The 15241-nt window shown below is 67.2% G+C and carries 9 protein-coding genes and 1 tRNA gene; 6 read left to right on the top strand and 4 right to left on the bottom strand.

Features of this window, described 5'->3' with window-relative positions:
* The first annotated feature begins 130 nt into the window (after positions 1-130).
* The 6 genes from OG344_RS08665 to OG344_RS08640 all read left to right on the top strand — a co-directional run bounded on the left by OG344_RS08665 (position 131) and on the right by OG344_RS08640 (position 9040).
* Entirely contained in the window at positions 131-1126 is a 996-nt protein-coding gene (locus OG344_RS08665) for a DNA-methyltransferase (RefSeq protein WP_405087759.1), read from the top strand.
* Positions 1123-1329 (top strand): helix-turn-helix domain-containing protein, encoded by a 207-nt coding sequence (locus tag OG344_RS08660; protein WP_405087758.1) that lies wholly within the window; start codon positions 1123-1125, stop codon positions 1327-1329. Before OG344_RS08665 ends, OG344_RS08660 begins: the two co-directional genes overlap by 4 nt.
* A 627-nt stretch (positions 1330-1956) precedes the next feature.
* Entirely contained in the window at positions 1957-2793 is an 837-nt protein-coding gene (locus OG344_RS08655; protein ID WP_405087757.1) for a hypothetical protein, read from the top strand.
* Between the two features lie 434 nt (positions 2794-3227).
* Positions 3228-4634 carry an IS1380 family transposase gene (locus OG344_RS08650; protein ID WP_405087756.1) on the top strand — a complete coding sequence of 469 codons (1407 nt, stop codon included), beginning with the start codon at positions 3228-3230 and terminating at the stop codon, positions 4632-4634.
* 477 nt (positions 4635-5111) lie between these two features.
* Complete coding sequence (locus tag OG344_RS08645; RefSeq protein WP_405087755.1) at positions 5112-8210, top strand: SpoIIE family protein phosphatase; 3099 nt, start codon at positions 5112-5114, stop codon at positions 8208-8210.
* A 140-nt stretch (positions 8211-8350) separates the two neighbouring features.
* Positions 8351-9040 carry a hypothetical protein gene (locus OG344_RS08640; protein WP_405087754.1) on the top strand — a complete coding sequence of 230 codons (690 nt, stop codon included), beginning with the start codon at positions 8351-8353 and terminating at the stop codon, positions 9038-9040.
* Positions 9041-9499: 459 nt separating this feature from the next.
* On the opposite strand, the gene OG344_RS08635 is transcribed toward OG344_RS08640, so the two are convergent.
* The 4 genes from OG344_RS08635 to gyrB all read right to left on the bottom strand — a co-directional run bounded on the left by OG344_RS08635 (position 9500) and on the right by gyrB (position 15193).
* Positions 9500-9576, bottom strand: a tRNA-Ile gene (locus tag OG344_RS08635).
* A gap of 155 nt (positions 9577-9731) precedes the next feature.
* Positions 9732-10466, bottom strand: a complete 735-nt coding sequence (locus OG344_RS08630; protein ID WP_405087753.1) for a DUF3566 domain-containing protein — start codon at positions 10464-10466, stop codon at positions 9732-9734.
* A 223-nt stretch (positions 10467-10689) separates the two neighbouring features.
* The gene (gene gyrA / locus OG344_RS08625) at positions 10690-13218 is read right to left on the bottom strand and encodes a DNA gyrase subunit A (RefSeq protein ID WP_405087752.1); all 2529 of its coding nucleotides are present in this window, start codon (positions 13216-13218) and stop codon (positions 10690-10692) included.
* A gap of 28 nt (positions 13219-13246) precedes the next feature.
* On the bottom strand, positions 13247-15193 hold the full coding sequence (gene gyrB / locus OG344_RS08620) for a DNA topoisomerase (ATP-hydrolyzing) subunit B (protein WP_405087751.1): 1947 nt from the start codon (positions 15191-15193) through the stop codon (positions 13247-13249).
* Positions 15194-15241 lie beyond the last annotated feature (48 nt).

Below are 15241 nucleotides of genomic sequence, written 5' to 3'. Positions count from 1 at the left end.
CGAAGCGCGTATCTGAGTTCCGCCCCGGAACAGAAATGAAGGCAACGAACACGACCTGGCGACAGGTCCCTCACCAGCCCGCCTCGGCCGGTCCTCACATGAGGGCTCTCTCCGTGCAGGGGGAGGTGCGATGAGGGTCCCGTACTGGCGAGACGACCACACCACCCTGCACCTCGGCGACGCCCGCGACGTGCTGTCTGAGATGCCCGACCGCTCCGTGGACTGCCTGGTGACCAGCCCGCCCTACTACGGGCTGCGGGACTACGGCCGCGGCCAGTACGGCCAGGAGCCCACACCGGACGACTACGTAGAAAACCTCCGCGCCACCTTCGCCGAAGCCCGGCGGGTCCTCGCCAACGACGGCACCTGCTGGCTCAACCTCGGCGACATGTACGCCGCCAACTCCGACGGCTACGCCCGCGGCACCAGCTACAACCAGCGGCAGCCGACCGTACGGCCCCGCTCCCGTCGCATCGTGCCGCCCAAGAACCTGCTCGGCATGCCCTGGCGGGTCGCTTTCGCCCTCCAGCGCGACGGCTGGATCCTACGCAACGCGATCGTCTGGTCCAAGCCCAACGCCATGCCCCAGTCGGCCCTGGACCGGCTCTCCACCCGCTACGAGCTGATCTTCCTGCTCGTCAAACAGCGCTTCTACTGGTTCGACCTCGACGCCATCCGTGAGCAGTACACCGGCGACCGATCCCTCTCCCGCCGGGCACGACGCGGCGGGACCAAGGCCAACGCCATCCAAACGACCTGGCCGCCGACCGGCACGCCGGAGCCAGCCGGCACATTGCCCGGCACCGCCAACCGCCCGAACGGCCGCGCCACTAACGCGGCCAACCCGGACGGCCGCAACCCCGGCGACGTCTGGACCATCTCCACCAGGCCCTACCGTGGCGCCCACTTCGCCCCGTTCCCGATCGACATCCCGCTCCGCGCCATTGCCGCCGGCTGCCGCCCCAGCGGCACCGTCCTGGACCCGTTTTCCGGAGCGGCAACAACGGCTCTTGCCGCCCGGCAACTCGACCGGCAGTTCATCGGCATCGAACTCAACGCGGACTACTGCAAGCTCGCGGTCGCGCGTATCCGTGAGGCATCGGCAAAGGCTGGGGGCATCGAATGAAGGACATCACCCTCCGGGACCTGCAGGATCTGCCGCCGACGCTCGACCTCATGACCGCCGCAAGGATCCTCGGCATCGGCCGCACCAAGGCCTACGAGCTGGCCAAGAAGGACGAGTTCCCCGTCCGGACCCTCCGCATCGGGGACCTCTATCGGGTCTCGACGCCAGACCTGCTGCGACTTCTCAACGGTGACGCCCAGTGAAGACGGGAAGACGAACCCCACGTGGGCAAGCGAGGTGCTGGCCGCTGCGGCCACCTCTGAAAAGACGGTGTTCGACCGCCTCCAGCAGTCCCCCCAAGCGCGAGCGTCGCAACCGCCGCTTCCCTGGGCGGGGCGGGATCCGCAAGCACCGCGGCAACGACCGAGCTGCTCGGCCACGCGGGCGAGGTCGGAGGACTCACGCGCCCACCCGCCCTGCCGGCGTTCGGCCAAGCCGTGCTTAGCGAGGGCGCGGAGGCCGGCGGAGACGGCCGTCGCTGACAGCTCAGCCAGCGCGCCGAGTCCCCCCGTTCGAGCGGGTTGGGTCGGGAGGTGCTTGTACAGCGACGCCGCCGTGCCGTCGAGGAGACAGAAGCTGAGTGGCCCGAGGCGGCCGTGTTGCAAGCGGCCGTTGCCAGCGGCTCCAGGTGGCGGCTTCGACTCAGGCGTGGAAATGCGGAGCCGGGAGCGGTCGGCGTGGAGGCCCTGGTGTTCCTGCACGAGGACGTGACTGCAGAATCACAGGCGTTTCGTATCACGAATCGAGCACCATCTGCGTGGGGACTCCTCGTGGTCCGGTCCGCCGTCAGGCGGAGACGGGCTGTCGGTTGGGGCAGCTAGAGTCCCGCTATGACCGATAAGACGGCGGACCCGGGTTCGGAAATCACCGGAATCGCCGCTGAGCTACGGCAACAGGAGGACCTGTTCAAGGCCCTGGCACCGTCGAGCACGTCCCTTCAGCAGCGGATTGGTGATCTCGTAGAGTCCGTGATGCCCCCTCGGACGATGGCTGACATTGTGGAACGGGTAAGCGCTCGTATTGAGCTGGACCTCCAGTCTTCGCGGTTCGTGGACCTGTTCGCCGACGTACTGGTCGAGTCCCCAGTGCAGAAGGCCCTCCGGGAAACGGCCGCAACCCAGCTCACCGAACTCACTGCTGGCCTGCGATTCCCAGAACGCGCGAACCCCTTCGCTGATCTGCTGGCCGAGTCCCCCGCCAAGAAGGCCATTCGGGAACTAACTAGGGCTCCTCTCAGCGACCTCAAACTCGCTGGGGATGCGCTGGCGGCGCTCACCGCGAAGCTAGACACGGCGTTCGCCGGGCTACCGGACTTCGCCCGGATCCTGCAAGCGATGCCTCTGTCGCCGCCCAGCCCGCCCGCTTCCGCCACGGCCGTGCCTAACAAGCGCGGTGTGGTCACCTCGGACGTCGCCGCATTGCTTGAGTCGGCGCATGTCGAAGAGATCGTGTCTTCAACCGGCCTGACCCCGGAGCAAATGCGCCTAGTCCTTGTCTGGTACGTCTACACCGTGGTGCTGCTTACTGTGGCCGGGGCAGCCATCCAGTTCCAGGAAGCCGCCGGCATGGTGTCCTCCATTGTCGGGGGGAGCGCGCACAGCGTGGCCCGGTGGTGCTCGGCGCTGATCGGTAAGTCGTTCGACAAGCTGTACCCGCCAAAGGAGTAAGCGACCACCCCGCATCGTTGGGGAAAGCGGTCTCCTGCCACACGACGTCGGCGGCCCGCCCCTACACCGGGAGCCGGGCCGCCTCTGTAGGGTCAGGCCGCGCACCGACGCCGTCTCGTCCGGGAGGAGGCCCTGGTCGGTGATCTTCTCCAGGAGGTGGTGCCGCATGCGGCCAGCGCAGATGTTTCTGGAGTCTGGGGTCGTCCCGCTCCTGCCGGTGGGCGGCTGCCGCCAACTGGGCACGTTTCATGAAGCGGTATGGCAAGCACGGAGCCTATGCGCCCGAACCCTCCCCATCCTGAAGCTTTCTGAGCCTGGATCCACCGAGCCGAATCTGAGGAAAATGCCTTGAAATGAGGAGGAGGTGCCCTCCGACCTGGGATGATGGGAGTTCTTCAGGCTTCCGTCAACCAGATCAAGAGGACACCTCTCAAGTGCTAGTTTCTCACGCCCCGGCCAACACTCATGCGAGCTTCGATGAGGAGCACCTGGTCGCGTACGCGGGGCTGGTGCCGGCGATGCGACTGGCCGAGCGGTGCGGCCTGGCCGCACTGGTGGGCGAGCACGTGGCGATCGCCGACCGGCTCGGCGTGAACGCGCCGCTGAAAATCGGGTCCATCGTCGCCGGGATGCTCGCCGGAGCCGACTCCATCGACGATCTGGACACGCTGCGGCACGGCGGCATGGGCACGCTGTTCGACGGTATCCGCGCCCCGTCCACCCTCGGCTCGTTCCTGCGCTGCATGAACTGGGGAAACGTCCGCCAGCTCGGCAAGGTCTCCCGGATGCTGCCGGCCCGGCTCGCCGCGCATACGCCGCTGCTTCCCGGAGCCGGCACCGTCGCGTTCCTGGATGTGGACTCGACACAGAAACGGACCTACGGATACGCCAAGCAGGGCACCGGGTTCGGCCACACCAAAATCCAGGGCAAGAGTGTGCTGGTGCGCGGGTTGAACGTGCTGGCCTCGGTGCTGTCGACGCCGCTGGCCGCCCCGGTCATCACCGGCACCCGGCTACGCGGCGGGAAGGCGAACTCCGCCCGCGGCGCGGAATCGTTCGCGGCCGAGTCGATAACGGCCGCGCGGGCGGCGGGCGCCACCGGCATCCTCCTCGTGCGCGGCGACTCGGCGTTCTACGCGGCGGGCGTCATCGCCGCCTGCCGCCGCGCGGGCGCGCACTTCTCCGTCACCGCGAAGATGGACCGCAAGATCAAGGCGGCGATCGCCGCCATCGATCAGGACGCCTGGACGGCGATCGCCTACCCGGACGCGATCTTCGATGAGCAGGCCGGATGCTGGGTCTCCGACGCCGAGATCGCCGAAGTTCCCTACACGGCGTTCGCGTCGAAGAAGAAGCAGGCCACAACGGCCCGGCTGATCGTACGCCGGGTCAAACGGCTCAACCCCCACGCCGGGATCGGCCAGGACGAGTTGTTCAGCACCTACCGGTATCACGCGGTGTTCACCGACAGTCCGTTCCACCTCCTCCAGGCCGAAGAGCAGCATCGTGACCACGCGATCGTCGAGCAGATCTTCGCCGACCTGGCCTGCGGCCCGCTCGCCCACATGCCCTCAGGCGACTTCAACGCCAACGCCGCCTGGCTGACTTGCGCCGCGATCGCCCACAATCTGCTGCGCGCCGCCGGTTGCCTGGCCGGACCCGTTCACGCCCGTGCCCGCGGCGCTACCCTGCGCCGTCACCTGATCTGCGTGCCCGCCCGGATCGCCCGCCACGGACGCGGTCACATCACCCTGCACCTGCCGCGGCATTGGCGCTGGCAGAGCGCGTGGATGAACGTCTTCGACGCCGTCCACGACCCGCCGCCCACGCTGGTGGCCTGACCCGCCGAAGCCCTCGGTCACCGCCGGCTCCACCACGACCACGACGGTCACCCGCGCCATCGGCGCATGAACCCCGCTCCCAAGCCCTCGGACATGTGGACAAGCTGCGACCCGCGCGCAGCCGCCCTCACATGCCCGGAAACAACACTTCACCAGCGGAAACGGCCCTCGTAGAGGAATTGGACCGAGAATCGATCAAAGAAATCACGCGGTGGATCCAGGCTGAGGAGCATATTTGGTGCCAAGCTCCGCCCCATAACAATTGGCACTCACGGCTGGGCCGACCACCGCGCAGATTACACACCTTGCCGTAACGGGTACGTCTCGTCTACTGGCTTGCCCTGCCTTTCGGGGAAGGGTCTGCAACCCTGATAGTCCGAATCGGTCGAAAGGTGATCGGTGATGTCACCTCGATGGCGAAGGCAGCGAGTCCTGCTCGTCGTCGTAGGATGTGCGCTTCTCGCGTCGGTCCCTGCCGTGGTTTCGGCAATCAAGGTCGATAATCCCGTGGTGGTGAGCGCGGCTATCGCCGTCGCGGCCGTGGTGGTTGTCCTGGGCGCAGTATGGCAAGAGCGTTACAAGGCGGCATTCGCGCGGCAGGACGCCGCCAGGCATGCCCTTCAAGACGGTTGTCTCGTGCTGGCTGACGGACAGTTTCCACGTGTCAACCAGATCCGTGACCCAGTCGCGCTGGGTGTGCACCGCGCTATTGCCCTCTCCGGTGACTCGACGGCGCCTACCTACATACCCCGCGATCAGGACGCGGCTCTGCGCGAATGCCTTTCCCGTGCGGGGTTCATCCTGCTGGTCGGTCACTCGACTTCCGGCAAGTCCCGGGCAGCCTTCGAGGCGCTGCAGAGCGTCCTGCCGGACCACCTCCTGATCGTCCCCAGAGACCAGGGAGCCCTCCCTGCCGCCATCGACCGGGCGGCGCAGAGCCGTAAGTCCGTCCTCTGGTTGAACGACCTCGAACGCTACCTCCGGCCCGGCGGGCTTACCCGCGACCACATCACCCGCTTGGTCGCCGGGACCGACCATCATCGAGTCATCCTGGCCACGCTGCGGAGCTTGCAGCGGGCGGAGATGCTGCAAAGCCAAGCGGCGCTAGGGGACGCGGCGCAGCTGGGCACCCGCCAGGTTCGAGAGGTCCTCGACCAAGCCCATGAGGTGCATCTCGATCGCCGGTTCAGTCCTGATGAGCTAGATCGTGCCCGGCAACTGACCGACGATCTCCGGATCGAGGCCGCTCTCAGGCACGCTGACGAGTACGGCATCGCCGAGTATCTGGCTTCGGGACCGGCGCTGCAGCGCCGCTACGCCGACGCGTGGGACGGGCCCAATCCGCGCGGCGCCGCCCTCGTCGCCGCCGCAATCGATTGCTTCCACGCCGGGTTCACCAAACCCTTGCCGAAAAGGATGCTTGAGGAGCTCCACGAGGAGTATCTGGCTGAACGGGGTGGCCGCCTCCTGCTTCCTGAGCCATTGGAAGCCGCTTGGGAATGGGCGACGATCCCGATGCCCGGCACCACCACTGCCTTGCTCTCCCCGACCGGCTCCGGTGACTTCGTGACCGTCTTCGACTATCTCGTGGATGTTAAGCAGCAGACAGAAGGACCTAGGCGCCGGATCTCTGCAAGCCTGGCGGCAACCGCGCTGGCCTACGCGTCCGGGCCAGACGCCTTATCCATCGCCACGATCCTGGACCAGACGGACATGGCCGTTGTGGTCCTGGACCGCTTCGGCAATGCACTCCGCTGGAATCCCTTCGCTGAGCAGGTTTTCGGCCCTCATGAGCTAGGGTCCCCTCCATCGTTCCTGACGGCTATGGGCGAGAAGGACGGCATGACGGCAGCCGGGATCATCTTCCAGGTCTGCGAGAGCGGATGTCTGTGGGAAGGGACCCTTGAGGGTGCCGGAGCCAGGGTCCGCACCCAAGCAATGCCACTGACTGGCGTTACAGGGCAAGTCACCGGCGTCGTCCTGTTCGCCAGGTCGGCGCCAGACGACTTCGCTCAGGAACGGTTGGCACTCGTGGAAGAGATCGGCCATCTACTCAACGCCGCCACGGATCTCACCGAAGGCCTTCAGGAGGTCATCGACGTCTTAGTACCACGTCTCGGCGATCGCTGCCTCATCCGCATTGAGTCGCGTCAGGTCTCAGTCCCCGACATATGGCCTGCCGACGCTCCTCCCGAAGAGATCCTCACCCCTACCCTCATGAACGCCACGAATTGGTGTGACCGGGTCGGCGTGAAGTCCGCCATCATCACTCCGCTCCGTGCACGGGGTGCCAATTTGGGGCTCCTGGCGCTCGGCTCCACGACCAGGGTCCTTAGCCTGCCGGAGCGTGATCTGATTAGTGTCGTCGCCTCCCGAGTGGAGCTCTTCGCGGACAACGCTCTTCTCCTGGAGCAGCAGGCTGAGACAGCGAGGGAATTAATCCGACACCTGCTGCCCCGGTATCTGCCCGGGCTCGACGGGCTCGACACGGCGCTGCGGTACTACCCCGGCCACAGCACTCAACTGCCCAGCCAGATGAGCAGTGACTGGTGGGACATAATTCCCCTGTCCGCTGGCCGCGTGGCCTTCGTGGTCGGGGACGTCGAAGGCAGAGGTCCCCGAGCGGCGGCGCTCATGGGGCAGCTCCGGGTCCTCCTGGGCACCCTCGCCCATGCCGAACTCCCGCCAGCCGAGATCCTCACTCGCCTGGACGAATGGACGCAGGCCATGACCATGCATTCCGAGAGCGTCGCCCCGCCGATCGTCACCTGTCAGTACCTCGTCTACGACCCCTGGTTACGCCAACTTTCATACGCCAGTGCCGGTCACGCGCCCCCCTTGTTGCTCCACGAAGGAGTCTGCGTCGAACTCGACATCACAGAGGTCGGCCCCCCACTCGGCATATCGTCCGTCGATCCGCGCTACAAGGAAGTGACACGCACCTTGCCGTCTGGCTCAGCGCTCCTGCTCTACACCGACGGCCTCGTGGTCAGGAGATCCAATGGTTCTAAGGGCGGCCTCTGGGACGCAACGGACGTACTCCTCAAGAAGCTCTCCGCGGTCGCCGACGCTCCTGTGGAGCGCATCGCCGACGCCGCGACGATCGCAGTGCCCGGTGATCCCGACGACGACATGGTCATCTTGGTGCTCCGTACTAGCAATCATGAGCTCGACGAGGTGGTACGCACCTTCCCAGCCGAGCCTGCCACGGTTGCTGAGGCCGTCACGCTGGTCTCATCGACTCTCAGCACCTGGCAGATCCACGACGAGCAGATTCGTACAGCCAGCTCCCTGGTCAAGGAGCTAGTTACCAACGCCGTCCAGCACGCAGTCGGCAAGCCGTTTGCTGAGTCGGAGTTCACCCTCCGCGTGCGCCGTGGCGCTCAGTCCGTCTGGGTCGATGTCTTCGATCAAGACCTCCGCATGCCTCGCCTCGCCGACCAAGGCGAGCCCGGCCCAACAGGCCTCCGCCTTGTAGGCCAACTCGCCAAGCGGTGGGGAGCCCGCCCCGCACGGAACGGCAAGTCCGTATGGTTCGAGATCTCCCTTGGGCTGGGTGATGTCGCCGGATCGTGACTTGATTTCCCGGGCTACATATTCTGGGCGTAGCACGTCGAAATTACGCCCCCTGGATCTGCGAAGCGCACGCAGATGATCAATGTGATCAGAGCAGCCGCACTCACCTCTCCTCTGGCGACCTAGACCAGGCGGTCCCCGTGGACGAGCACGCTCGCTCGAACCTGACCAGCTGGGCCAGCTACGGCTACTGCCGCTCCCACTCTCTCGGCCGGCGGATGTCGCTGATCGAGCTGCGGGATGTGCTGATCCACCCCTCCTGCTCGAACCCGGCCCGCGACTCGGTCTGGCGTTTGCTGGTGACGCGGGCCCGGCACAACGGGCCGCAGTGGATCGTGATTGCCGCCGGGATTGCCGTTCCGGCACTGCGCGGCATCAGCGGCAGGATCTGCCGCGGCTACGTTGCCGGAGACCCCGAAGACATCGACACGGAGGTCCTGACCGGCTATGACGTGCTGGCCATGGTAGAGATCACCCCGTTCGTGGAGTCCTTCCTCGTGCTCATCGTCATGCCGCTGGCCGCCGCGGTGACGTGCGGACACTCGCGCCCTCACAGCGCCGGCCAGGTGGCCGAGGGGGTCACGGCCGGAACGATGACTCCGCTGATGATGGCCACGCTCGCTGTCATCATCGGTTCGCGAATCGCCGCGGTCGGTCCCCAGGTCGTGGTGCTGGCGCAGATGATCCCGCCTTTGCCTCTTGTGGCGCTCGCCGTAGCCGCCTACAGGCTCGCCGGCCGCGCAACACGTGTACCCGCCGCGGCCGAAGCAGTGGGCCGACCTTACCGCTCTCGACCGCTATCCGACCGAGGTTGCGCGGCAGCTACGTAAGGACGGGGTCGACAGCAGCCTCTTCGACCACAGCGAGTTCGTTGTGCCGCAGGACGACTACCACGTGAGCCAGAACCCGCGCGGATACCGGACGGACACCTACTCATTCGAGGCGTCGCCGAACGAGATCGCCGCGATCCGCGCGGCCGCCCGGAAAGATGACGCCTGAGAGGTGACCGAGCGTCGGGGTGAGTCCGTCGTCCGCGAAGGCAATCGAGGACTCTTGAGACCTTGAGCAGACCAGCTGGGCACGGTGCACGACGAGGTCGAGTACGAGGGCGGTTCTGACCTTGCCGCGTTCAATTTCCGCCCCTGACACGGGAGACCAGGTGTCACGAACTTTCGATGTGGGCTGATCTATGTCACCTGGTCGAGGCTGATCCCGCTAACGAGTGACTAACAAACGATCAAAAGGCCAGGTCCCGGATCTTGGGAACTGGCCTCTGAGCTGGTGGTTTGTGGTGGGGCTACCAGGACTTGAACCTGGGACCTCTTCCTTATCAGGGAAGCGCTCTAACCGTCTGAGCTATAGCCCCGCGATGCGCAACGAACGTTACCGCATCCGGTTTCCGGTTGCGAATCCGCTTCCGGACGAGGAAAAGCTTACCGTGTACGGCCCGGTGGTCGTACCGCGAAGCGCGGTGCCGCCTCGTACGGCCGGCCGCTCAGGGCGGCCCGCCGTACGAGGGGATCACTCCGCTTCGCTGAAGGTGACCTCGACGCCCCCGACGAGGTCCGCGGAGATGTTGTAGATCACGGCGCCGAGGGTGGACAGCGCGGTGATGAGGACGACGTTCAGCGCGCCGAGCAGGGCCGCGTACCCGAGGATGCGGACCGGCTCGAACCAGCCGCGGATGTCGATGGTGCCGACGCCCTTGCCCGCCACGCCGCCGCTCGTGGTGAGCTGCATGACGGTGTCGGTGATCGAGGTGAACACGCCCAGCGCCGAGAGCACGCCGTACAGCACCGCGACGGCCACGAACAGCACGACGAAACACACCAGCGAGACGACGAAGCTGAACTTCATCGCCGACCACGGCTCGACCCGGCGCAGCACCAGGTGGGCCTTGCGCGGCGCGCGGACACCGGCTCCGGGCTTCTTGTCCCTGCCCTTGGCGGCCTCGGCGCGGTCCCCGCCGTCGGGGCCGAAGGTGAGCCCGCGTACGGACCCGCCGTCCATCTTGGCGCCGTTGTCCACAGGCGCCCGGGCGCCGTCCACAACGGGGGCGGCCGCGGCCACCCCGGCGGGCCGGGGATACTGCGCCGTGGCGCCGCCGTCGGGTCCGCCGCTGCCGGGCCTGCCCTTCTCGGGCCTGCCGTTCTCGGTGGCGCCGGCCGCGGTCGCCGGCCGCTTCCACGGCTGGTCGGCGGCCGTGGTCCGGATGCGCATGGTGTCTTCGGCCTTCGCCTTGTCGGCGGCGGTCACGTCATCTCCTTCGGAAGCCACCCTGGGGACGCTACCGCCATCCTGTGCCCGCGCGGTAACGCCGCTGGAGGACGCCGCCGCCGGACGGGCGCCCGCCGGTTTCTGCCTGGCGCTGCCGGGGGTCGGTGCCCCGCCGCTGTCGCTCATGCCACACCCTCGCCTGACGGCTCGAGTCCGCATTCGCGAATCGCACTGTGCTCATCGATTCGCCCGCTGCGCTCGCTCATGCCTCGTCTCCTGCCCCGTTCTCCTCGGTCACCGACGAGTCGGCGTTCTCCTCGGCCACCAGCGCCTCGGCGTTACGAGCGAGAGCGACGACACTGTCGCCCTCGGCCAGATTCATCAGGCGGACGCCCATGGTCTGGCGGCCCGACTGCTTGATCTGGCCCGCGCTGGTACGGATCACCCCGCCGGCAGAGGTGATCGCGAAGACCTCGTCCTCGGGACGCACCATGACGGCACCGACCAGCTTGCCACGAGCACTGACAATCTTCGCCGTCAGGACGCCCTTGCCGCCCCGGCCCTGCACCGGGTACTGGTCGGCGGGTGTCCGCTTCGCATACCCGCCCTCGGTCGCGATCAACACGTCGTCGCCGTCGCCCATGACATTCATCGCGAGAAGTTCGTCACCGTCGATGAACCGCATGCCGATCACGCCGCTGGTCGCGCGGCCCATCGGGCGCAACGCGTCGTCCGAGGCGGTGAACCTGATCGACTGCGCGTTCTTGGACACGAGCAGCAGGTCGTCACCCTCGGACACGAGACGGGCGGCGATCACCTCGTCATCCTCGCGCAGGTTGATCGCGATCAGGCCACCGGAACGCGGCGAATCGTATTCGGAAAGCCGCGTCTTCTTCACCAGGCCGCTGCGGGTCGCCAGCACCAGGTACGGCGCGACGTTGTAGTCCCGCAGGTCGAGGATCTCCATCACGTGCTCGTCGGGCTGCATGGCGAGCAGGTTGGCCAGGTGCTGGCCGCGCGCGTCCCGCCCCGAGTCCGGCAGTTCGTACGCCTTGAACCGGTAGACCCGGCCCTTGTTCGTGAACGCCAGCAGCCAGTGGTGCGTCGTGGTCACGAAGAAGTGCTCCACGATGTCGTCCTGGCGGAGCTGGGCGCCCCTGACCCCCTTGCCGCCGCGCTTCTGCGCCCGGTAGAGGTCGGTGCTCGTCCGCTTCGCGTACCCACCGCGCGTGATCGTGACGACCACGTCCTCCTCGGCGATCAGGTCCTCGATGGACATGTCGCCCTCGTACGCGATGATCTCGGTCTTCCGCTCGTCGCCGTACCTGGCGACGATCTCCCCGAGCTCGTCCGACACGAGCCGGCGCTGCCGGACCTCGGAGGCCAGGAGGTCCTGGTAGTCGGCGATCTGCGTCATCAGGCCTTCGTACTCGTCCTGGATCTGCTGCCGCTCCAGCGCGGCCAGCTTGCGCAGCTGCATGTCCAGGATGGCCTGCGCCTGCACCTGGTCGATGTCCAGCAGCGTCATCAGGCCGCCCTGCGCCTCGGCCGCCGACGGCGACCGCCTGATCAGGGCGATGACGTCGTCCAGCCGGTCGAGGGCCTTGAGCAGGCCGCGCAGGATGTGCGCCCGCTCCTCGGCCTTGCGCAGCAGGAACCGGGTCCGCCGGACGACGACCTCGATCTGGTGCGTGATGTAGTGCCGGACGAACTGGTCGAGCCGCAGCGTCCGCGGCACCCCGTCGACCAGCGCGATCATGTTCGCGCCGAACGTGGTCTGGAGCTGGGTGTGCTTGTAGAGGTTGTTCAGCACCACCTTGGCGACGGCGTCGCGCTTGAGCACGATCACCAGCCGCTGGCCGGTGCGCGAGGAGGTCTCGTCGCGGACGTCCGCGATGCCGGTGACCTTGCCGTCGCGGACCAGCTCGGCGATCGTGAGCGCCAGGTTGTCCGGGTTCACCTGGTACGGCAGGGCCGTGACCACCAGGCACTGCCGCCCCTTGGGGTCCTCCTCGACCTCGACGACGGCCCGCATGATGATCGAGCCGCGGCCCGTGCGGTAGGCGTCCTCGATGCCGCGGCGGCCGACGATCAGCGCGCCGGTGGGGAAGTCGGGGCCCTTGACCCGCGCGAGCGCCCCGTCGAGCAGTTCCTCGTCGGACGCCTCGGGGTTCTCGAGCGCCCACATGACGGCGCCGCCGACCTCCCGGAGGTTGTGCGGCGGGATGTTGGTCGCCATGCCGACCGCGATGCCGGCCGCCCCGTTGACCAGCAGGTTCGGGAACCGCGACGGAAGGACGACCGGCTCCTGCGACCGCCCGTCGTAGTTGGGCTGGAAGTCGACGGTCTCCTTGTCGATGTCCCGGAGCATCTCCATGGCGATCGGCGCGAGGCGGCACTCGGTGTACCGCATCGCCGCGGCCGGGTCGTTGCCCGGCGAGCCGAAGTTGCCCTGCCCGTCGACGAGCGGGTAGCGCAGCGACCACGGCTGCGCGAGCCGTACGACGGTGTCGTAGATCGACGTGTCGCCGTGGGGGTGGTAGGAGCCCATGACGTCGCCGACGACCCGGGAGCACTTGAAGTAGCCGCGGTCGGGCCGGTAGCCGCCGTCGAACATCGCGTACAGCACGCGGCGGTGCACGGGCTTGAGGCCGTCGCGGACGTCCGGCAGCGCGCGGGACACGATGACGGACATCGCGTAGTCCATGTAGCTGCGCTGCATCTCGGCCTGGATGTCGACCGGCTCGATCCGATCGGCGGGGGGCCCAGGCGGCGTGTTCACTTCCGTCACGAAAAGTCCTTCTGGTTATCCGCGCCGCTCAGACGTCAAGGAAGCGGACGTCACGGGCATTGGTGATGATGAAATTCCTGCGCGCCTCGACGTCCTCACCCATGAGCACGCTGAACATGTCGTCGGCCTGGGCGGCGTCGTCGAGGGTGACCTGGCGGAGCACGCGGGTGCCGGGGTTCATCGTGGTCTCCCACAGCTGGGAGGCGTTCATCTCGCCCAGACCCTTGAACCGCTGCACGCCGTCGTGGAGCCGGGGATCGCGCCGGCCGCGGCCGACGCCCTCCTCGATGATCGAGTCCCGCTCCCGGTCGGAGTACGCGTACGACGCGTCCTCGCCCTTGCGGTCCCACTTGATCTTGTACAGCGGAGGCTGGGACAGGTAGACGTGGCCCGCCTCGATCAGCGGCCGCATGAAGCGGAACAGCAGCGTCAGCAGCAGCGTCGTGATGTGCTGGCCGTCCACGTCGGCGTCCGCCATGAGGATCAGCTTGTGGTAGCGCAGCTTCGAGATGTCGAACTCGTCGTGCACGCCGGTGCCGAGGGCCGTGATCAGCGCCTGGACCTCGTTGTTCTTGAGGACCTTGTCGATCCGGGCCTTCTCGACGTTCAGGATCTTGCCGCGCAGCGGGAGGATCGCCTGGAACTTGGGGTCGCGCCCGCCCTTGGCCGAGCCGCCGGCCGAGTCGCCCTCGACGATGAACAGCTCGCACTTCTCCGGCTCCGACCACTGGCAGTCGGCCAGTTTGCCGGGGAGCCCGCTGCCGCTCTCCAGCAGCGACTTGCGGCGGGTGAGGTCGCGCGCCTGGCGGGCCGCGATGCGGGCCCGGGAGGCCTGCAGCGACTTGTTGATGATCTCCTTGGCCTCGCCCGGGTTGCGCTCGAACCAGTCGCGCAGGTGGTCGTTGCAGGCCTTCTGGACGAACGACTTCGCCTCGGTGTTGCCCAGCTTGGTCTTGGTCTGGCCCTCGAACTGCGGGTCGGCCAGCTTCACCGAGATGATCGCGGCGAGCCCCTCGCGGACGTCGTCGCCGCTGAGGTTGTCGTCCTTGCCCTCCTTGAGGAACTTCTGCTCGCGCGCGTACCGGTTGACGATGGTCGTCAGCGCGGCGCGGAAGCCCTCCTCGTGGGTGCCGCCCTCGGCGGTGTTGATCGTGTTGGCGAAAGTGTAGACCGACTCGCTGTAGGAGGCGTTCCACTGCATGGCGATCTCAACCGAGATGCCGTCGCCGTGCTCCTCGAAGTCGACGACCGAGTTGTGGATCGGGTCCTTCTTCGAGTTCAGATGGGTGACGAAGTCGGACAGGCCGCCCTCGTAGTAGTACGTGACGACCTTGGACTCGCCGTCGATGATGTGGTCGGGCCGCTCGTCGGTGAGCCTGATCGTGAGGCCCTTGTTGAGGAAGGCCATCTCCTGGAAGCGGCGCGCCAGCGTCTCGAAGTTCCAGGTGACGGTCTCGAAGATCCCCTCGTCGGGCCAGAAGCTGATCGTGGTGCCGTGGTCCTCGGTCGGCTCGCCCTTCTGCAGCGGCCCGGTCGGCTTGGCCGTCAGGTACTTCTGGCGCCACACGTGGCCGTCGGTGCGGACCTCGACCTCCAGGCGGGTCGACAGGGCGTTGACGACCGACGCGCCGACGCCGTGCAGGCCGCCCGAGACGGCGTACGACTTGCTGTCGAACTTGCCGCCGGCGTGCAGCACGGTGAAGACGACCTCGACGGCGGGCCTGCCCTCGGCGGCGACGATGCCCACGGGGATGCCGCGTCCGTGGTCCATCACGCGCACGCCGCCGTCGGCGAGCAGGGTGACCTCGATCAGGTCGTTGTGGCCGGCCAGCGCCTCGTCGACCGCGTTGTCGACGATCTCCTGGACCAGGTGGTGCAGCCCGCGCTCACCGGTCGAACCGATGTACATGCCGGGCCGCTTGCGGACCGCTTCCAGCCCTTCGAGAACGGTGATAGAGCTAGCGTCGTAGGACAAGTGCGAAATCCTCCTGCCGCGGACACGCGGCGAAGCTACGCCGTGGAT

Origin of the sequence: Microbispora sp. NBC_01389, assembly GCF_045040095.1 — a bacterium.
GTDB lineage: Bacteria > Actinomycetota > Actinomycetes > Streptosporangiales > Streptosporangiaceae > Microbispora.
This window is presented reverse-complemented; position numbering and strand designations above follow the sequence as displayed.